Origin of the sequence: Amycolatopsis sp. NPDC004169, from assembly GCF_040610315.1 — a bacterium.
In the GTDB taxonomy this organism is placed as follows: Bacteria; Actinomycetota; Actinomycetes; order Mycobacteriales; family Pseudonocardiaceae; genus Amycolatopsis.
Window position 1 is genome coordinate 205,538 of record NZ_JBEXMD010000006.1, and the last position, 20,371, is coordinate 225,908.

At 74.9% G+C, this 20,371-nt stretch carries 10 protein-coding genes; all 10 read right to left on the reverse strand.

The window, feature by feature from the left end; translation table 11 throughout:
* Window positions 1–34: 34 nt before the first annotated feature.
* Complete coding sequence (locus tag ABZX11_RS10625; RefSeq protein WP_354911839.1) at window positions 35–418, reverse strand: hypothetical protein; 384 nt, start codon at window positions 416–418, stop codon at window positions 35–37.
* Window positions 419–510: 92 nt separating this feature from the next.
* A complete protein-coding gene (locus ABZX11_RS10630) occupies window positions 511–1,695 on the reverse strand; it encodes a glycosyltransferase (protein ID WP_354911841.1) in 1,185 nt (394 codons plus the stop codon).
* Window positions 1,692–3,155, reverse strand: a complete 1,464-nt coding sequence (locus ABZX11_RS10635) for a serine hydrolase domain-containing protein (RefSeq protein ID WP_354912020.1) — start codon at window positions 3,153–3,155, stop codon at window positions 1,692–1,694. The genes ABZX11_RS10630 and ABZX11_RS10635 overlap by 4 nt, the downstream gene beginning before the upstream one ends.
* 2 nt (window positions 3,156–3,157) lie before the next feature.
* Window positions 3,158–3,838: a hypothetical protein gene (locus ABZX11_RS10640; protein ID WP_176176557.1), complete on the reverse strand. Its 681-nt coding sequence runs from the start codon at window positions 3,836–3,838 to the stop codon at window positions 3,158–3,160.
* Complete coding sequence (locus tag ABZX11_RS10645; protein WP_354911845.1) at window positions 3,835–5,043, reverse strand: cytochrome P450; 1,209 nt, start codon at window positions 5,041–5,043, stop codon at window positions 3,835–3,837. Before ABZX11_RS10645 ends, ABZX11_RS10640 begins: the two co-directional genes overlap by 4 nt.
* Window positions 5,044–5,065: 22 nt before the next feature.
* Entirely contained in the window at window positions 5,066–5,938 is an 873-nt protein-coding gene (locus ABZX11_RS10650) for a TauD/TfdA family dioxygenase (protein ID WP_176176559.1), read from the reverse strand.
* A 22-nt stretch (window positions 5,939–5,960) separates the two neighbouring features.
* The gene (locus tag ABZX11_RS10655; RefSeq protein ID WP_354911848.1) at window positions 5,961–14,366 is read right to left on the reverse strand and encodes an AMP-binding protein; all 8,406 of its coding nucleotides are present in this window, start codon (window positions 14,364–14,366) and stop codon (window positions 5,961–5,963) included.
* Window positions 14,363–18,199 (reverse strand): amino acid adenylation domain-containing protein, encoded by a 3,837-nt coding sequence (locus ABZX11_RS10660; protein ID WP_354911851.1) that lies wholly within the window; start codon window positions 18,197–18,199, stop codon window positions 14,363–14,365. The genes ABZX11_RS10655 and ABZX11_RS10660 overlap by 4 nt, the downstream gene beginning before the upstream one ends.
* A 393-nt stretch (window positions 18,200–18,592) precedes the next feature.
* Entirely contained in the window at window positions 18,593–19,801 is a 1,209-nt protein-coding gene (locus ABZX11_RS10665) for a cytochrome P450 (protein WP_354911854.1), read from the reverse strand.
* Entirely contained in the window at window positions 19,798–20,331 is a 534-nt protein-coding gene (locus ABZX11_RS10670; protein ID WP_354912022.1) for an ATP/GTP-binding protein, read from the reverse strand. The genes ABZX11_RS10665 and ABZX11_RS10670 overlap by 4 nt, the downstream gene beginning before the upstream one ends.
* Between the last annotated feature and the right edge of the window lie 40 nt (window positions 20,332–20,371).

The following is a 20,371-nucleotide window of genomic DNA, read 5'->3' on the forward strand; positions in this document are numbered from 1 at the left end:
GCCTGAGCCTGCCGGGGGCCACCCCCCGGCAGGCTCAGGCGTTCTGCCAGTTCGAGCACTGCCAGTTCGGCGTCTTCTGGCAGACGCGGAAGATGGTCACCGGGTTGGCCGACGTGCCCGGCACCTTGGCGCTGCAGCCCGAGCTGCTCCCGTTGGCGTCGTCCACGCCGCTACCGCCGCCGCTGCGGGTGCGCCACTCCGTGCGGAATCCGTAGCCGTCGCCGAACGTGTCGCAGGCGTACACGCGGGTGTGGCCGTTCGTCACCCCTCCGTAGCCGCAGCGGATCGCTCCCTGGTAGCTGCAGTTGACGATGTCCGCGTACGCGTCGTGCGCCGACGCGGCCGGGGCCACCGCGACGGTTCCGAACGCGGCCAGCAGCGCCGCTCCGGCGAGGGTGGGCAGTCGGTGGTTCGGCATGCGTCCTCCTGGGAGGTCGGTGGCAGAGCACACCGTCCACCCGGGACGCCCGCCTCCGGTTGAGGCGCCCGCCCGGGAATCACCCGATCGGCTCAGCGCAGCTCGTCGAGCAGCCTCCGCGCGGCCACCTTCGCGCCATCCGCCCGCATCCGCTCACCCAGTGCCTTCGCCCGCACGCGGGTCTCCGGCGCCAACGCCACGTCGAAAGCCGCGGAAAGAGACTCAGGCGTCGGACCGTCGAGGGCGACACCGGTCCCGTGGGCCGCCACCTGGCCGGCCCAATACGGGTTGTCCGCCAACCGGATCGGGACCACCACCTGCGGCACCCCCGCCCGCGCCGCCGTCTGGGTCGTGCCCGCGCCGCCGTGGTGGACCACCGCCGCCAGCTTTGCGAACAAGCTCTGGTGGTTGACGTCGCCGATCGCGAAACCGCCGTCCACCGCCAAGTCCGCCCAGCCCCGGGAAACGAGCACCCGGTACCCGCGGGCGCGGCACGCCTCCACCGCCCAGCGCGCGATGTCCGGCGCCGGGATGATGCTGCCGAAACCGACGTACACCGGCGGTGGCCCGGCCGCCAGGAACTCCGCCAGGTCCTCCGGCAGCGGCCGCTCGTCCGGCAGCGTCCACGCGCCGGTCCGGACGACCGGCAGACCCGGGGGCGGCGGGCCCAGCAGCGGGTCCGCCGCCAGCCACGGCCGGTCCGAACAGACGTGGCCGCGGACGTCGACCACCGGGGACAGCCCGAGCGCGGCGCGGTGGGTGTTGAGGGGCTCGCGGAACTGCTCGTTCACCCGCTCGGCGTCGAGCGCCCACCGCGCCGCGTTGTCCGCGTCCGCCGGCTCCGGCCAGCCCGGCCGCGGGGGCGGTGCGTGGTGCGGCGACGGCAGGTTGACCGCCGCGTACGTCACGTAGACGTAGCGGATGCCCGCGGCCTCGGCCACCGACCGGGCGGCGACCTGCGCCAGGCCGGCCGCCACCAGCGCAGCGCACCCCGAGGCCGCCGCGGGGAGGACGTCGAACTGGGTTTCGAGCAGCTCGGTGCGGTAGCGGGTCAGTTCCGCCGGTGTCGGGGGCGCCGCCGCGCTCATCAGCGCCCGCACCGGCGGGCCGGCCGGCACCGGCTCGATCCCGAGCCCGGCCAGCCGGTCCGTGAACTCCTCGTCCGGCGGGGTGCACATCCGCACGGCCACCCCGAGGGCCCGCAGCTCGACGCCGAGCGCCACCAGCGGTTCGACGTCGCCGCGTGTCCCGTACGTCGACAGCAGCACCCGCGTCACCGCGGTGCTCCCGCGTAGAACCCGACCGGCATCGTGACGTCGGCGCCCGCCGCGCCGCACTCCAGCATCCACAGCGCCGCGGCCGGGCCCAGCTCGCGGCCCAGCGCCCCGAGCGCGGCCGGGTCCGGCGCCACCGCGCGGGCCTGGTCCACGCCGCGCTCGAACGCGGCCGGGTCCCAGCCGCCGGTGTCGCCGTCGCCGAGGGACCGCGCGCCGCCGGCCAGCGCCGCCACCGGCAGCCGGTCGGGCACGCCGAGCAGGCCGTGCGTGCGCTCGCCCAGCAGGACTCCCATCCAGTGCGAGCTTTCCGGCGTGGGCCGGGGACCGGTCCACCGGGGCCGCCCGTCCATGTCGGGGAGCTTCGCCGGCGCGCCGGACACCGCCCAGCGGCCCGCCCACTCGACGGCCAGCCCCGGTGCGCTGCGCGTCGCCGGGTTGTGGAACCGGGCCATGTCCCACCGGTTGCCGACCGCGACCGCGGCCAGGTCCCGGTGCGGCCAGACCCGCGCCTCCCACCAGAAGCCCCAGGGGAACGCGGCGGTGTGCCCCCACCACCAGTCCTCGCCCAGCTCCGGATCGGCCAGCTCCAGGGTCAGGCCGGAGAACGAGCGGACACCGTGCGGGCTCGGGCGCTCGGCCCGCGGGGTCACCATCGCCGCCAGCGACTCCGGCTCGACCAGCCCGCGCTCGCCACGGGCGGTGCGCAGCAGGGACTGCAGCAGCCGCGCGAAGTCCGCCGCGCTGGTGTGCATCCCGACGCCCGGGTGCGCCGCGGTCCGCAGGGGCGGGCTCGGCACGCACCAGTCGCCGAAGGCGGCGTACCCGGTGGCACCGCCGGGGGTCCCCGTGCCGTCGTCGATGCTCGTGTCCGCCATCCCGGCCGCGGCGAACACGTCCCGGCGGACGCGGGCCGCGTACGGCTCGCCGGCCAGGTGCTCGACCACGCCGCCGAGCACGCCGACCCCGAAGCTGGAGTACACATAGGACCCCGGAGCCGTCGCCAGCGGCCGCGCGCCGCCGTACTCGACGGCGCGGCCGGTCTCGTGCCGCCGCCGGACGTAGTCGAGGATCGGCTCGGCCGGCGCCGTCGGTGCGACCGCGGTGACGATGTCGCTGGAGTAGCCGGCCTGGTGGGCGGCCAGCATCGCGGTGGTGGCGGGCACCGCATCGGGGCCGCGCAGTCCCGCGGGCAGCACCTGGTCGGCGGGGGTGTCCAGCCCGGCCATCCCGGCCTCGACGAGCTGCAGGAACGCCAGGCCGGTGACGGGTTTGGTGAGCGAGCCCGCGGGCGCGACGGTCCGGGCGGTCATCGGCGTGCGCGTGGCCAGGTCCGCGTACCCGGTCGCGGCCGTGCGCAGCTCGTCGCTCGTCGCCACCGCGACGGCGACCCCGGGCGTGCCGGTGACCGCGGCCAGCCGGGGCAGCACGGCCTCCAGCGCCGCCATGACGTCGTCGAGCATGCTCATCCCTCGGTGGTGTTGTAGTTGACGATCCGCCGCACCATCAGCGCGCGGGCCCCGGCCAGCGGGCTGGCCGCGTCGCGGCGCGCCACGTCCGGCAGCCGGTGCGCCTGCGCCTCGGTGACCGCGACCATGCCCCAGAGCGCGTTGAAGCCCGCGGGGTCGGCCGGCTTCTCGGCGGCGGCCTCGACGGTCACGACGCCGTCCCCGCCGGTCACCGCCAGCGCGCCCATCTGCCGCAGCACACCGGGATCCCGCTCTTCGGCGGCCACCACGCTCCAGCCCGTCACGGCCGCCTCCCGCACCGCGGAGCACAAGCTGCCCACGCCGCTGACGACGATGTCGGGGAGCACGAGCGCCACCGGGCCGGACGTCAGCGGCAGGGCGCACCGGATCGCCCCGTCGAGCCCCGGCGCGGCCACGTCGTCCTGGTAGACGAAGACCAGCTGGAAGGTCCCGGCGTAGCGCGCCAGGTACTTCACGGTGTCCAGCTTGTGCGGGCCGATCACGACGACCACGCGCACGCCGAGCCCGCTCTTCACCAGCTCCACCACCGCTTCCAGGCTGCGGTCGAGCACGGTGACCCCGGGCGCCAGGCAGTGCAGCTCCTTCGCGTACGGCGCTCCGAACCGCGTCCCGAACCCGGCGCAGGGCAGGATGACCGAAACATCGGGGGCGTTCACCGCAGCCGCACCTCGAGCGCGACCCGGTGCCGGGCCCGTGGCAGCGGCACCCACGCCGCTTCGCCGAGCGGCTCCACCGCCGGGAACCGCTCGAACAGGCTCCGCAGCGCGACTTCCGCCTCCAGCTTCGCCAGCGCGACGCCGAGGCAGAAGTGCGGTCCCCAGCCGAACCCGACGCTGCCCTCCCGGCCGCCGTGTTCGGCCTGCCACCGCACGTCCGCGGTGTGCGGGTGGGCGAACTGCGCCGGGTCGCGGTTGGCCGCGCCGAGCACCGCCTGCACCGCGTCGCCCGCCTTGACCTGCACCCCGCCGACCTCCAGGTCGGTGGCCGCGTACCGCAACCGGGCCAGCTGGACCGGGCCGTCGGTGCGGACCAGCTCGCGCACCGCGGCCGGCCACAGCTCCGGCTCCGCCCGCAGCAGCTCCCGCTGGGCCGGGTCGCGCATCAGCGCGAACGCGGCGTTGGCCAGCATGTTCGCCATCGTCTCGTGCCCGGCGAGCACCAGGAACACCACGAGCGCCACCGCGTCGACGTCGGTCAGGTCGTCCTGGGCGACGACCTCGCTGAGCAGGTCCGCGCGCGGCTCGGCCCGGCGGCGGTCCACCAGCGCGTGGCAGTAGGCGAACATCTCGCCCAGCGTCGGGGTGATCCGCGCCGGGTCGCTGTCGACGAGCACCTTGCCCCAGCGCCACCAGTCCGCCCAGTCCGCTTCCGGTACGCCGACCAGCTCGCACACCACGGCCATGGCCAGCGGGTAGGCGTACTCGTCGAGCAGGTTCGCCGTCGCGCCCAGTCCGTCGAGCAGCTCGTCGACGATCTGCTGCACCCGCGGGCGCAGTGTGGCGACCCGGGCCGCGCCGAACGCGTGGCTGATGCTCCGGCGCAGCCGCGCGTGTTCGGCGCCGTCGAGGCTGAGCAGGCTCGCGCGCAGGTAGGGCAGGTGCTCCGGGGGTGTGCCCAGCGCGAGGAACGTCTCCTCCTGCGTCTGCGCGCCCTGGCCGGGCAGGCCGGTGGGGTCGTTGCGCACGGCCGGATCCGCCAGCACGGCGCGGACCTCGGCGCTGCCGGTGACCAGCCAGCCCTCCTGGCCGCCGGGCAGCCGGGCCCGGCAGACCGGTGCGGTGGCCAGGATGCGGTCGTAGCCGCGCATCGGATCGTCGAGGACGGCCGGATCGCGGACGTCCACCACGGGTTCGGACGACATGAGGCTCCTCGGGGAAGCGGGGTCAGCCCTTGAGCGGGCCGCCGTTGATGGCGACGCGGTGACCGAAGCGGGTGTGCGGGTAGTAGTCGTAGGTCGCGTGGTGCTGGACGCAGCGGTTGTCCCAGAACACCAGCGTGTTCGGCTCCCACCGGACGCGGCAGGCGAGCATCGGCCGGTTCGGCACGATCGAGAACAGCAGGTCCAGCACGGCCTGGCTCTCGTCGGCCGACAGCTGCGGGATGCGGGAGGTGTAGGCCGGGTTGACGTACAGCAGCGGCCGGTCGGTTTCCGGGTGCCGCACGACCACCGGGTGCTCGCTGACCGGCGGGACGTAGCCGTCCGGGATCTTGTGGCCGCGGAAGGCGTGCGCGCCGTCGTGGATCGCGGTCAGCCCGGTCAGGAACTCCTTCAGCTGCGGCGAAAGCATGTCGTAGGCCAGGTGCATGTTGGCGAAGAGCGTGTCGCCGCCGCTGCCCGGCTCGGGCATCTCGGTGATGTGCAGCATCGACCCGAGCGACGGCTCCTCGTCCGCGGTGCCGTCGGCGTGCCAGCCGTTGCCGAACACGGTGACCGCCTCGGGGGCGGTCGCGACCTCCAGGATGTAGGGGTTCCCGTGCTCGGGCGGCGGGTTCACCGGCCGCAGCTCGCCGAAGTGCGCGGCCAGGCGCTGGTGGTCGTCCGGCGTGATGTCCTGGTCGCGGAACACCAGCACGTGGTGGTCCAGGAACGCCGTCTTCAGCTCGGTGAGCTCGTCCTCGGTCAGGTCCCGGGTCAGGTCGAGGCCGGTGACCTCGGCGCCGAGCACCGGGGTCAGGCCGCGCACCGCCAGGGTCCGGTAGCTGCGCGCCGGCCGGGTGGTGATCCGCTTGACGGCGTCGAGTTCGTACTGCTCCATGGTTTCCTTCCCTCGTGGGGTCTCACGGTTCGATGGCCGCGGCCACCGCGGTGACGTGCGGGGCGCGCACGATGCCGTAGTGGGTGGCGGGCAGGGTGTGCCAGTGGCTCGGCTCGGGCAGCAGGTCGCGCCAGCCGTCGCGGCCGGCCACCGGCAGGCCGGGCTCGGCTTCGACGGCGAGCCAGACGTGGCTGGGTGTCGCGGCCAGGCGGGGCAGCGCGTGCCCGGCCATGCTGCGCAGGTTGGCCCGGCAGGCGCGGGCGAGCTTCTGCGCGTGCTCGCCCGCGGTGCCGCCGGAAGCACCCAGCTCACGCTCGAACACCGCTTCCAGCTGGGCGTCGCTGTAGTCCGCGGCACTCGCGCCGGGTGGCGGCGGGTCGATCAGGTGCACCGCGCGCACCGGCTGCCCGGCGCGTTCCGCTTCGGCGGCCATGCCGGCCACCACCCAGGCGCCGAACGACCACCCGGCCAGCTGCCAGGTGCGGCCGGGTCGTTTCGCCTGCAGCGCGGCGTGGTACCGGCGCGCTCGCTCCACAATGGACCAGCCGGGCGGTTCCGGCCGGCTCAACGCGGGGTCGGCGATCACGCAGACGCCGAGCCCGGGCGGCAGCGCCTCGACGAGCGGGCGGTACGCGTGGACGTCGCCGCCGACCGGGTGCACGAGGCAGACGGCGTCCTGCGTGGTCCCTTCGCGCCAGACCTGCACCTCGACGTCGCCGGGGCCGGCGGCTTCGGCCAGCTTGGCCAGCAGCGCCGCCATCGTCACCTCGGGCCCGAGCCAGGCGAGGTCGAGGTCGACGCCGTAGAGCCGTTTCACCGACTCGACGACGTCCAGCAGGGTCAGGGAGTCGGCACCGAGGTCGTAGAGCGGCACGTCCGGGTCGAGCTCGGCGACCCCCAGCAGGGCGCGGACCTCCTCGGTCAGGTCCGCGCCGGCCGGTGCCACCGACGGCGGGGCTTCGCGTTCGTGGAACGTCCGGGCGGTTTCGAGGCCGGTCGTCGCGACCAGGAGCTGGGGGAGCCCGGTGCCCAGCGCGCGGGCGAACGTGCGCCTGCCTTCCTCGTCGCTGAGGCCGACGGCCAGGTGGGCCTGGTGCCGGGCGTCGGTCTCCAGTGCGGTGACGGCCATGCCGCTGTCGCGCCAGACGTCCCAGCCGAGGGAGAGCCGTGCGGTCGGGCCGTCGCGGTGGGCGAGCGCGTCGAGGAACCCGTTGGCGGCGGCGTAGTCCAGCTGGCCGGTCCCGCCGAACTGCGCCGACAGCGACGAGCAGTAGACGGCGAACGCGGGCCGGTCGCGTTCGATGAGCCGTTCCACCAGGAGGGCACCGGCGAGCTTGCCGTCCTGTGTGCCTTCGCCGCGGGTGGCGATCAGGCCGCCGCCGGTGGTCCCGGCCGCGTGGACGATCCCGGCCAGCGGCCCGGGGATGTCGTCGGCGGACGCCTTCGTGAGGTCGGCGGCGAGCAGGTCGACGCGGTCGGCCCACGGCTTGAGCGCCTCGGGCACGTGCGGGTGGCGGGCCAGCAGGATGACCCGGCCGGCGGTGCGGGTGAGCAGTTCTTCGGCGACGGCGGTGCCGATGCCGCCGGTGCCGCCGAGGACGAGGTGGGTCCCGTCCGGCACCGGGAACTCGCCGGGGCGCACCGGCGCGGTGTCCTGCGCCCACCAGAACCCGGCGCGCAGGGCGACGCGGCCGGGCGGGGTCGGCCCGGTGAGCAGGTCGGCGAGCCGGTCGAGATCGGGGCCGTCGAGGTCGGCCCAGTGGCCGGGGACGCCGGACTCCTGCGGGCCGACGGCGGTGATCCCGGCGAGCAACCCGGCTTCGGGCCGGGTGACGGCGGTGTTCGCGGGCGCGGCACCGGCGGAGACCCACCACGTCCGGAGCGGCCGGTCGTGGGCGGCCCGCAGGAGCGCGGCCGGGGTGTCGAGGCACGCCCACTTCGCCCGGTCCAGTGCGGTTTCGCCGAGCGGCCCGGTGATGCCGAGCGGCAGCGTGTGGAGCCAGTCGATCCCGGTGCCCGGCAGCGCGTCCAGGATCCGGCGCAGGTGCGCGGTGTCGGCCGGGTCGGCGTCGAAGGTGTCGGGACCTCGCTGCGAGAAGCGGTCCGCCGCGTGGACGCGCACGACGCGGGCGTAGACGGCGTCGAGAGCGGGCGCGGTCAGCGGCCCTTCGCCGGAGATGACGAGGACCCGTTCGGTCGTGACGGCGGTGTTCGCCCGGCGGAGGCGCACCCAGGTGGGCTGGTGCAGCCACTCGGTTTCGGGCCGCCGGGTGACGGCGGCCTTCCGCGGGAAGTCGAAGTCGCGGGTGGCGAAGGCGGGCGGCGGGAAGTCCCACGGCGCGGGCCCGGCCGCCGTGCCCCAGTCCACGACCGCTCCGCGTACCCAGGCTTCGGCCGGGGCGGAAAGGGCGGCTTCGGACTCCTCGGCCGTCACCTCACGGGGTTCGGCGGTGCGGAGCCACTCGACCGCCGAGGCGGCGTCCTCGCAGGCCGCCGCGAGGCGCCAGCGGTCCGCCGGGCGACCCGACTGCAGGTGCCGGAGGACGTCCACATAGGACTCCGGGTGCGCCGCCAGGTACTCCGCCACCCGGGAGGCGTCCCGGCGAAGGGCCTCGGCGCTGCGGGCCGACAACACCAGGCACCGCACCGGATCCGGCCGGGACGGCGCGGCCGGGCGGGCCGCCTCCAGCACCACGTGCGCGTTCGTCCCGCCGATGCCGAAGCTGCTCACCCCGGCCACCCGCGGCCCGGCCGGCCAGGGCTCCGCGGCCGTCGGCACCCGGAACGGCCCCAGGTCCAGCGCCGGGTTGGGCGCGCGGAAGTCCGCCGTCGGCGGGAGGACGCCGTGGTACACCGCCAGGGTCGCCCGGATCAGCCCCACCACGCCGGCCGCCGCGCCGAGGTGGCCGACCTGGCTCTTCACCGACGACAACGCGCAGCCCGCCGAATCGGGCATCGCTTCGCGCAGGGCCGCGACCTCGATCGGGTCGCCGAGCCGGGTCCCTGTCCCGTGCGTCTCGACGTACCCGACGTCGGCGCCCGAACGTCCGGCCCGCCGCAGCGCGGCCTGGACGGCCGCGCGCTGCCCGGCAGGCGACGGCGCGCTGTAGCCCTGCTTCACCGCGCCGTCGTTGGTCAGTGCGGAGCCGGTGAGCACCGAATACACCGTGTCGCCGTCGCGGCGCGCTGCCGAAAGCGGCTTGAGCACCACCACGCCGACGCCGCTGCCGCCCACCGTGCCGTCGGCGTCGTCGCTGAACGGGCGGCAGTGCCCGTCCCGGGAAAAGATGTGCTGCGGCCGGTACCGGTACCCCTCGGCCAGGGTGACGTCGACGAGCACGCCGCCCGCCAGCATCACCTCCGCCTCGCCGCCGCGCAGCATCGCCGCGGCCTGGTGCACCGCGACCAGCGAGCTCGAGCACGCCGTCTGGGTCGTCAGCGCGGGCCCGGTCAGGTCGAGGTGGTAGGCCACCTTCGTGGCCAGGAAGTCCTTCTCGTGGTGCAGCGCCAGCTGGAAGTCGTCCGGCAGCGCCGCCGGATCGGCCTCGCGCAGCAGCTGCCGGAGGTAGGTGTCCTCGCCGCAGCCGGCGATCAGCCCGACGCCGTCCCCCGAGGTGAGCCCGGCGTGCGCCAGCGCCTCCACGCACGCCATCAGCAGCTGCCGCTGCTGCGGGTCCATCAGCGCCGCGTCCCGGGGGCTGATCCCGAAGTGCGCGGGGTCGAACGCCAGCGGATCGGCCAGCAGGCTGCGCGCGCCGACCAGGCCGTCGGCGGCCGGGAATTCCTCGATGCCCCGGCGGCCGGACACGGTCAGGTCCCAGAACGCCGCCAGGTCCCGCGCGCCGGGCAGCCGCACGGCCATGCCGACGACGGCCACCGGCTCGTCGGCCGCGGACCGGGCGGCCGCGGCGGTCGCGGCCGGGCCGCTCTCGAGGTGGCGCGTCAGGTCCCGGAGCGTGACGTGCTCGAAGAGGTCCGCGACGGTGAACCGGTACCCGGCCTCGGCGCAGCGCAGGTGGAACCGCATCAGCGACAGCGAGCCGGCCCCGGCGGCGAAGAACGTCTCGTCGGGACCGATCGCCAGGCCGGTCACCTCCTCGAACAAGGCCGCCAGCTCGCTCGACGGCCGGACCGCCGTCCGGCGCAGCTCCGTGCCCGGAGCCCGGGCCGCGGCGTCCCGGTCCAGCTTCCCGCTCGGTGTGCGCGGCAGCGTGTCGACCACGCGGAAGCGGTCGACCCGCGCGTGCGGCGGCAGCAACGGCACCAGGAAGCCGGCCAGCTCCGTGGCCGACGGCGTCCGGCGGCACTCCAGGAACGCGGTCAGCCTGCCGTCTTCGGCCGTGACGACCGCGTTGACCACGTCCGGGTGCCGCAGCAGCGCGGCCTCGACCTGGCCGAGTTCGAGGCGGTGCCCGCTGAGCTTGACCTGCCGGTCGGCCCGGCCGTCGAAGTGCAGCAGCCCGGCGCGGTCGAAGTGCGCGAGGTCGCCGCTGCGGTAGTGCAGCCCGGGCAGCTCGGCGAACTTCTCCGGAGCCGCTTCGCCCAGGTAGCACCGGTTCGCCGGCAGCCCGCCGATGAGCAGCTCGCCGACCTGTCCCGGCGGCAGGGCCGCGCCCGTGGCGTCGGCGACCCGCAGGACGGCGTTCGCCACCGGGCGGCCGATGGCGGGCCGGTCGGGCCAGGCCGCCGGATCGCCGTCGAGGGTCAGCGCGCTGACGACGTGGGTTTCGGTCGGGCCGTAGTGGTTGTGCAGGCGCGCGCCCGGCAGCCCGGCGAACCACCGCCGGATCGCCGGGGTGCACACGAGCTGCTCGCCGGCGGTGACGACGTCCCGCAGCCGAGCCGGGTACCGGCCGAGCCGGACGCCGTGCTCGGCGAGCAGCTGCAGGGCCACGTAGGGCAGGAAGATCCGTTCGATCCCGGCGGTGTCGAGCTGGGTGAGCAGCGCCGGGACGTCGTGCCGCCACTCCGGGCGGATCAGGTGCAGCCGTCCGCCGCCGCAGAGCGTCGTGAAGATCTCCTGGAACGACACGTCGAACGACAGCATCGAGAACTGCTGGGTCGCCGCGGGCGGCAGGTCCTGCCACTGCAGGAGGTTGGCCAGCGTGCGGTCGGGGACGCGCACGCCCTTCGGCACGCCGGTCGAGCCCGAGGTGAACAGCGTGTAGAGCGGCCGTCCGGTGTGCCGGGCCGGGACGTCCGGCACCGGGCCGCCGGTGAGCGTCACGAACCGGCGCTCGACGTCGGTCTCGAACGCTTCGCCCGGCGCGAGCAGGACGCACCGCGGCCGGACGCGGTCGAGCATGGCGCGCAGCAGTTCGGGCGGGTACGCGGGATCCAGCGGCACGGCGGTGATGTTGAGCCGGGCCAGGGCGAGCAACGCGACGACGTGCTCGGCCGACGGCCGGAAGTACAGCGCGATGTCGGTGGCGTCGGCGGGCAGGGTGGCCGCGAGCCGGGCCGCGTGCGCGTCCAGCTCGGCGTAGGTCAGCGTCGTGTCACCGGTCAACGCCGGCGCGCCGGGTGTGCGTGCGACCTGCCGCGCGAAGCCTTCGGCGACGGTTTCCCACGTCAGCCCGGCCTCGGCGCCGCGGCCGTGGTCGTGGCGGTCCGGGATCCGGGCGTCGCCGTGCAGGGCGCGGTCGAAGACCTCGCCGAGTGCGGTCGCCTCGGCTTCGGTGAAGTGGCCTTCGCCGTACTCCCACAGGCAGTCGAAGCCGTCGGGACGTTCGACCACCGACAGCGTGAGGGCGCACTTCGCCTCGGCCGCCTCGATCCACTGTGGACTGACCGAGCAGCCGGGCCGCCGCAGCGCGGCGAAGTCGGTGTTCTCCAGGACGAACAGGTAGTCGAAGGCCGCGTACGCCGGGTCGAGGTCGGCGAAGGCGACGTCCTGGTCGTCCAGGGCCGCTCCCGCCGCGGCGCCGAGCCGCCGGAGCTGGTCGCCGAGGTCCTCGTCCGGGTCCACCGCGACCGGCACCCGGACGGTGTTGGCGAACATCCCGACGCCGTCCTCGAACTCCCGCACCGGCCGGTTCGCCACCGGCGCGGCGATCCGGGGCCTGCGGTGCCCGGTGACCGCGTGGAGGCTCCAGGCGAACACGCCGAGCAGGAGCTGGAAGCGCGTCAGGCCCAGCTCGGCGGCCCACTCGTCGACGCGCTCGCGGTCGATGCGGGTCGTGTGCAGCCGCCCCTTCGGCGAGGCTTCGCCGAGGGACTCGGCGTCGTCGGCCCGCTCGGTCAGCTGGGCGCGGTAGCCGGGCGAGGCGAACCAGCGGGACTGCCACGCGGCGAAGTCGAACGGCGTGTGCGCCTCCGGCCGCGGGGGCGCGCCGGACAGTTCGCGGAAGAGGATGTTCAAGGACCAGCCGTCGACCGCGATGTGGTGCAGGCACAGCAGGAACGTCCCGTCGGGCCGCCAGGCCGCGCGCAGCACCCGGCCCGAAGCCAGGTCGAACGGCGCGGTGAAGAAATCTTCGCCGGGCTCGGTCCACGGGTCGTAGGGGGCCTTCGCGACCTGCCGCAGGCCGTCGGGGGTCGCCTCGAACGCCGTCCGCAGCGCCGGGTGCCGCTCCACCAGGGCCCGCACGTCCCGGCGCAGCGCGTCGACGTCGGGCGCGCCGGTGAGCCGGAACGCCAGCGGCACGTGGTAGGCCGTGGACGCCGGGTTCCGGTGCTGCAGCAGCCAAAGCCGTTGCTGCTCGCTGGTGGCCGGGGCCGCCGTCGCGCCGGACGGCGGGTCCACGTCCGGATAGGCCGCCCGGCCCGCGGCCGCGACGGCGGCGGCGAGGTCGGCGAAGGTCCCGCGCTGCACCGCCGAAGGCGCGAGGTCCGCGCCCCAGCGTTCCCGGAGGGCGAACCGCAGCCGCAACGCCTTGAGCGAGTCGCCGCCGGAGCGCAGCCAGGTGTCACCCGGACGCAGATCGGGGACGTCGAGCGTTGCCGTGACGACGTCCAGGACTTCGCGCTCCCAAGGCGTCGCCTCGCCGCCGGTGTCCGGTCGCCACGGCGGGAAGCCGCCGCCCAGCAGCGCGGGTTCGTCGACCTTCCCGTTCGCGTTGCGCGGCAGCTCGCCGACGCGGAAGACATGGTGCGGCCGCATGTAGGCGGGCACGGTCGCGGCCAGGTGCGCCTCGAACGCCTCGAAGGACAGGTCGCCGGCCACCACGAAGGCGAGCAGCTCGGCCGTGGCCGCGCGGCGCACGGCCACGTGGACCTGCCGGATCTCCGGGTGCGCCAGCAGCCGCTGCTCCAGCTCGCCCGGCTCGATCCGGAACCCGCGCACCTTGACCTGGCGGTCGGTGCGCCCGACGTAGGCGTACCGGCCGCCCGGCAGCACCCGGACCAGGTCGCCGGTGCGGTAGAACCGCGCGCGGCCCTCGTCCAGCCACGGCAGCCGGACGAACCGCTGCCCGGTCTCCGCGGGCAGGCCCCGGTAGCCGAGCGCGACGCCCGCGCCGGAGAGGTACAGCTCGGCGACCTCGCCTTCGGTGGCGACGCGCTCGTCGGCCGTGACCGCCACGGCGCCGGTGCCCGGCAGCGGGCGGCCGATCGGCACGACGTCGCCGTCGAAGCCGCGCGGGATGGCGTAGCTGAGCGCGAAGGTCGTCGTCTCGGTCGGGCCGTAGCCGTTCTGCAGCCGCGTCGGGGAGTCCGGGTTGGCCCGGTACCAGCGGCGGATCAGCGGGGCGTTGAGCTGCTCGCCGCCGATGACGACCCGGCGCACGGTCGAGAAGCTGCCCGGCACGGTCTCGGCGACCGCGTTGAACAGGGTCGCGGTGACGAACATCGTGTCGATGCGCTCGGCCACCAGTGCGTCGGCGAACGCCTGCGGGTCGCGGACGGTTTCGTCGTCGAGGATCACGCACGTGCCGCCGGTCAGCAGCGGCACCCACACCTCGAAGCTGATCGCGTCGAAGGCGGGGTTGGCCAGGCAGGCGAACCGGGTGCCGATGTCGAGCCAGCCGGGTTCGGCCAGGCGCAGGATCCCGGCGTCGCGCACCTCGACGCCCTTCGGCCGTCCGGTGGTGCCGGAGGTGGAGAAGAGGAACGACGCCGGCGCGGGCTCCGCGGGCAGCCCGGCCTCGACCGGCGTCAAGCCGGGCAGCTCGGCCTCGATCACCGCGACCGCACCCGCGTCGGCGAGGATGACGTCCCGGCGCGCGGGCGGGCTCTGCCGGTCCAGCGGGACGACCTGGCCGCCGAGGCGCAGCACGCCCAGCATGACCTGGACCAGCTCCAGCGAGCGCGGCAGGCCGACGGCGACCGCGTCACCCGGGCGGACTCCCCGCCGGGACAACGCTTCCGCGACGGCGGCGGCACCGGCGTTCAGCTCGGCGTAGGTCAGCTGCCGGTGGCCGTCGGACACGGCGAGGGCGTCCGGGTGCCGCAGGGCCCGGTCGTGGACGCGGCGGGCGATCGAGGTCATCGGGCCACCAGTTCGGCGGTGACGATCTTGGCGACCAGCGGCAGCGCGTCGCTTTCCAGCATGTCCCAGTGCCCGCAGTCGGCAGGAACCACCTCGAACTCGCCGCGGGCGCGGCGGCGCCAGAACTCCACCGCGCCGGGTACCGGGTCCTCGCCGACGGCCTGGACGAACACCACCCGCGCCGCCGACTCGCCGGGGTCGTGCTCGCGCGCGGTCAGCCGGTTGTGGTTGTAGGTGCGGTGGTAGCGCTCGATCTGCGCGTCCTCGATGCCCGGGTACATCCCGTTGAACCGCACCAGTTTCTCCCGGAACTCGGCCGCCGGAACGGGTTCGATCGCGGCTTTCGCGGCCGGGTCGTCGGTCGCCGCGGTGTCGAGCAGGACCACGCTGACGTGCGGGTGGTGCCCGGCCAGCCGCCGTCCCATCTCGTAGGCCACCAGGCCGCCGTAGGAAAGTCCACAGAGGACCAGCGGTTCTCCGGGCCGCGGGTCGACCAGCCGCAGGTACTCCTCGGCCATCGCTTCGACGCTCGGCAGCGGCTCTTCGCCGGGGTCGAGGCCGGGGGACTGGATGCCGAGCACCCCGGCCTCCGCCGGGAGCAGGGCGCTGAGCGGCAGGTAGCAGAACGCCGTGCCGCCCGCCGGGTGCACGCAGACGACGCGGCCCGCGCCGTCGCCGCGGCGGAACTCGATCAGGCTGCCGCCGCCCGCCGGACGGTCCGCGCGCACCAGCGCGGCCTGCGCCTCGATGGTCGGGTGCAGGATGACGTCCCGGATCGGCAGCTCGCGGCCGAACTCCGCGCCGATCGCGTGGGCCAGCTTGATCGCCGAGATCGACGTGCCGCCGACGGCGAAGAAGTCGTCCGAGACCCCGATCGACGGGTGCAGCAGCAGGTCACGCCAGATCGTCAGCAGCGCCAGCTCGACGTGGTCGCGCGGGGCGGCGGTGTTGACCGCGGTGGGGGCGCTGGTGCGGGCGTGCGCCAGGACGGCGTCGCGGTCGAGCTTGCCGCTGCGGCTCAGCGGCAGCCGGTCGAACTCGGCGAACACCGACGGGATCATGTAGTCCGGCAGCCGGCCGGCCAGTGCGGCCCGCCATTCGTGCGGCGTCCGGCTTCCGCCCGCGATCCCGGCGACGAGCCGCGGCTCGCCTTCGCGGTCCACCAGCACGGCGGCCTCGCGGACACCGGGCACGGCCAGCAGCGCGGCCGTCACCTCGCCCGGCTCGATGCGGAAGCCGCGCAGCTTGATCTGGTCGTCGCGGCGGCCCGCGTACTCGGCTTCGCCGCTGGGCAGCCACCGCGCCAGGTCCCCGGTCCGGTACATGCGCTCGCCGGGCGCGAACGGGTCGGCGACGAACCGTTCGGCGGTGAGGTCCGGCCGGTGCAGGTACCCGCGGGCCAGGCAGTCGCCGGCCAGGAAGACCTCGCCGGCCACCCCCGGCGGCACCGGGCGCAGCCGCTCGTCGAGCAGGTAGAGCCGCGAGCCGGGCAGCGGCCGCCCGATCGGCGCCGGCCGGTCCACGGGTTCGGGGTCGAAGTGCGCGGTGGCGTAGAGGGTGGCTTCGGTCGGCCCGTAGCCGAAGCAGATCCGCAGCCCGGGCAGCGCGGCGGCGAACCGGGCGAGGGCGGCGCCGGTCAGCGGTTCGACGCCGGTCAGCAGCTGCCGGAGTGCCAGCCCGTGGACGCGGGTGGGGTCTTCGTCGACCCACCGGACGTAGGCGGGTGGCAGGAACGCCTGGACCACCCGGTGTTCCCTTAGCCACGCCATCAGCGCGGCCGGGTCGGGCCGGACGTCCTCGGGGACGACGTGCAGCACGGCCCCGGTGGTCAGGGGGAGGAGGAGTTCGTGCACCGAGGCGTCGAAGCCGATGCTGGACCAGGCCGACGTCGCTTCACCCGGGGTGGCGCCGAAGCGGTCGAGCCACTGGTCGAAGAGGGCGAGGACGCTGTGGTGGGTGACGGCGACACCCTTGGGGCGGCCGGTCGAGCCCGAGGTGTAGATGACATAGGCGGTGTCGGCGGGCCCGGTGGTGACCGGTAGCCGGGTCTCGTCGCCTTCGGCTTCGAGTGCGGCGGTGTTTCCGCTCTCCCCGAGGACCAGGACCGGGCAGGCGTCCTCGACCATCGCCGCCCGCCGGGCGGCCGGCTGGGCGGGGTCCAGCGGCAGGTAGGCGGCCCCGGTCTTCAGCACGGCCAGCACGGCGGTCACCAGCTCCGCCGACCGTCCACTGAGGACACCGACGACCCGGCCGCGCCCGGCCCCGCGCGCCCGGAGGGCGTTGGCCAGCTTCGTGCTGCGCCGGTCCAGCTCGCGGTAACTGCGGGTCTCCCCGTCGCAGACGAGCGCGGGGGCGTCCGGAGTGGCGTCGGCGACGGCGGTGAACCGCTCGACGAGCCCGCCGGGCCGCCGTCGCGGCTCGGGACCGGTGCTCCAGGAGGAGAGGATTTCGCGGCGTTCGGCGTCGTCGAGCAGCTCGTAGCTCGCGACGTCGGCCCCCGGCCGGGCGGCGAGCTGCTCCAGCAGCCGCACGAGGTAGCGCGCGTACCGTTCGGCGGTGGCGTGGTCGAACAGGGCGACGGCGTAGTCGAGGTGCCCGAGGACGTCGCCGTCCTCGTCGGCGAGGCCGAGCGCGAGGTCGAACTTCGCCGGGGCGTGCTCGACGTCGAGGGGAGCGACGGCCACACCGGGCAGGTCGAGCAGGTCGTGCTGGGTCGGCACCCAGGCGAACATGGTCTGGAACAGCGGGGTGTGCGCCGGGCTGCGCGGCGGGTTCACCAGCTCGACGACCCGTTCGAACGGCAGCTCGGCGTGCTCGATGGCACCCCGCAGCGCGGCGCGGACTGCGGTGAGCAGGACGTTCCCGGTCCGCGCCCCGGAGAGGTCGGCCCGCACGGCCAGGGTGTTGACGAAGAACCCGAGCGTGCCGGGGTGCTCGCCGCCGGCGCCCCGGTTGGCGGTGGGCACGCCGACAACGATGTCAGGTTGCGCGGAAAGCCGGTTCAGGAGAATGAACCAGCAGGTCAGAATGGTGGAGTAGAGCGTGACCCGGTGCTCGCGCGCCACCGCCTTCAGCCGCCCGGTGAGCTCCGGCCCGAGAGCGACGGGCACCCGCGCCCCGCGGAAGTCCTGCTGGGCGGGCCGCGGCCGGTCGGCGGGGATGTCGAGAACGGGCGGCACCCCGTCGAGCTGCGCGCGCCAGTAGGTTTCGTGCCGTTCCGGGCCGTCGCCGGCCAGCCAGGCCTGCTGGGCGCGGGCGTGGTCCCGGTAGGGCCGGGCGGGCGACAGGCCGGACTCGGTGCCGGCGAGCTGGACGGCGTAGAGGACACCGAGTTCCCGCAGCAGCAGCGTCCGCGACCACCCGTCGAAGACGACGTGGTGGACGGTGATCAGCAGGACGTACCGGTCATCCGAAAACCGTCGGTCCTCGCCGGTAACGTGGAGACCGGGGGGCAGAGGCCCGCCATCGGCCCCGACCAGCAGCCGCGCCCGCGCCAGCGGCGCCCGCGTCAAGTCGAAGGCTGCCGAAGGCTCGGCCCGTCGCAGCTCGGCCGCCTCGTCGGGCCGCCCGGTCACGTCGGTGACCACGCACGGAAACCCGTGCCCGGCGGGTTCGACCACCTGCACGGGCCGGCCGTCCTCGACCACGATCCGGGTCCGCAGGGCTTCATGCCGGTCGGCGAGCGCGTCGAAGGCCCGCTGCAGCGCCTCGCGGTCCAGCGGTCCCCGCAGGGTGAAGGCCATGGTCTCGTTGTAGGCCGGGCCGGCCCCGTCCAGCTGGGAGACGGTCCAAAGGCGCTGTTGACCGGACGACAGCGGGGCGGACACACGCATCGAGGACGGCCTTTCCAGGCGGGGCGGGCGCACCGGTACTGCTTTGTGCCGTCGCAGCCGAGTCGGGGAAACGCTCTCTGTCTGTCGCGCCAGTTAACACCACACCATCGGGTGATGACGAGAGCTGACAAAAGTTTGCCCGGAAGTCCCTTCGCCGACGGCAAAGCCGCCGCCCGGTTCGCCACCGCCCGGCGGCGAACCGGGCACCGAGCCCGACCAGCCCGAACGCCGGAGCCGGGTCGTCCGGCGGGTGACGCGGCGCCACCGGGGGAGGTGACGTCCGTGACACAGGGCACCGAAGTGGCCGCCCGGAAACCGAAGGCGGCGAGCAAGATGTCCGAAAAGGCCGGTATGAACCCAGCGCAGGCCCCGGGCCGGACCGTCCGGCGGCGATCAGGCGGTCGGCGTGAACCGCACCGGCAGCGCCGCCAGGCCGCGGAACAGCGGCGACGGCCGCCAGGCCAGTTCTTCCGCCGGCACCGACAGCGACACGTCCGGCAGCCGGTCCAGCAGGACCTCGATCGCCGCCTCGGCGATCACCTTCGCGATCTCCTGGGCCGCGTACGGGCAGCGGTGTTCCCCGTGGCTGAACGACAGGTACGCCTGGTTGCCCGTCGATGCCTGGGGGACCGGGCGGACCAGCGGGTCCTGGTTGGCCGCCGCCAGGCCCAGGATCAGCAGGTCGCCCTTGCGGATCCGGCTGCCGCCGAGCTGGAGGTCGTGGGCGGCGAACCGGCCCGGGAAGTTCTGCGTCGGCGTGTCCTCCCACAGCACCTCGTTCAGCGCCTGGCCGACGCTGCGGCGGCCGCCCGACAGGGTCATCGCGAACCGGTCGTCGGTGAGCATCAGGCGCAGGGTGTTGCCGATCCAGTAGGCCGTCGGGAGCTGGCCCGCGTTCATCAGGTGGAGCAGGTCTTCGGTGATCTCCTCGTCCGCGAGCCCGGCCGGGTGCGCCAGCAGGCGTGAGGTGACGTCCGGCCCGGGGTCGCGCCGGCGGGCGGCGACCAGGTTCCGCACCTTGTCGCGGACCCGCGCGTACGCCTCGTTCGCGCCCTCGCCCGCCGCGTGCGTCTGGTAGACGTCGTGGACCAGGTCCGCGGTCTCCGCCTCCGGCACGCCGATCATCCGGGTGACCACCGGCAGCGGGACGCCGTCGGCGTACTGGGTGATCAGGTCGGCCTCGCCGCTGCCGGCGAAGGCGTCGATGAGCCGGTCGGCCACCTGCTGAGCCCGCGCGCCCAGGTCGAACTGGTCGACCGCGCCCAGTGCCTCGTCGAGGGCCTCGGACCGCCGCCGGTGCTCGGCGCCCTCGGCGAACATCATCGTCGGCTGGTGGGCGAGCAGCGGCAGCAGCGGCCAGTCGGGCGGGACGCGGTCCCAGGCGTTCCAGCGCCGCGAATCCCGGCCGAAGGTCTCCGGGTTGGTCACGACGTACTGCAGCTCGCGGTAGCCGATGACCAGCCACGCCGGCACGTCCCCGTCGAGCAGGACCGGGGCCACCGGCCCGTGCGAGCGCCGCATCTCCGCGTAGAGCTCCGCGGAGCTCTGCTGGAACCCCGGCCCGGACAACGGGATCGCGACGGCGGGCTGAGAGGTGGTCATGACGTGGTCTCCCGGGCGGCGGACAGGGCGAAGAGGTGGTGGACGAGGGAGAGCAGCACGGTCTTGCTGGAATCGCGCCGCCGGGCGTCGCAGTCGATCAGCGGCACGTCGGCGGACAGGTCGAGCGCCTTGCGGATCCGGTCCAGGCTGTGCTCGGGCTCGCCGAAGTTGTTGCGGGCGACCACGAACGGCGTCCCGTGGTGCTCGAGGCGGTCGATGGAGTACCAGGAGTCGGCCAGCCGGCGGGTGTCCACCAGCACGACGGCGCCCAGCGTCCCGGCGAACAGGCGGTCCCAGAGGAACCAGAACCGCTCCTGGCCCGGCGCGCCGAACAGGTACAGCACCATCTGCTCGTTCAGGCTGATCCGCCCGAAGTCGAACGCGACCGTGGTGGTCGTCTTGCCCGGCGAGGCGCCCTCGTCGATGCCGACGCCCGCCTGCGTCATGGTTTCCTCGGTGCTCAGCGGGCGGATTTCGCTGACCGAGCGGACCATCGTCGTCTTGCCCACCCCGAACCCGCCGACGATCACGATCTTCAGGCCCTCGCGGGCGGTGTTCGGCAGCGGGGTG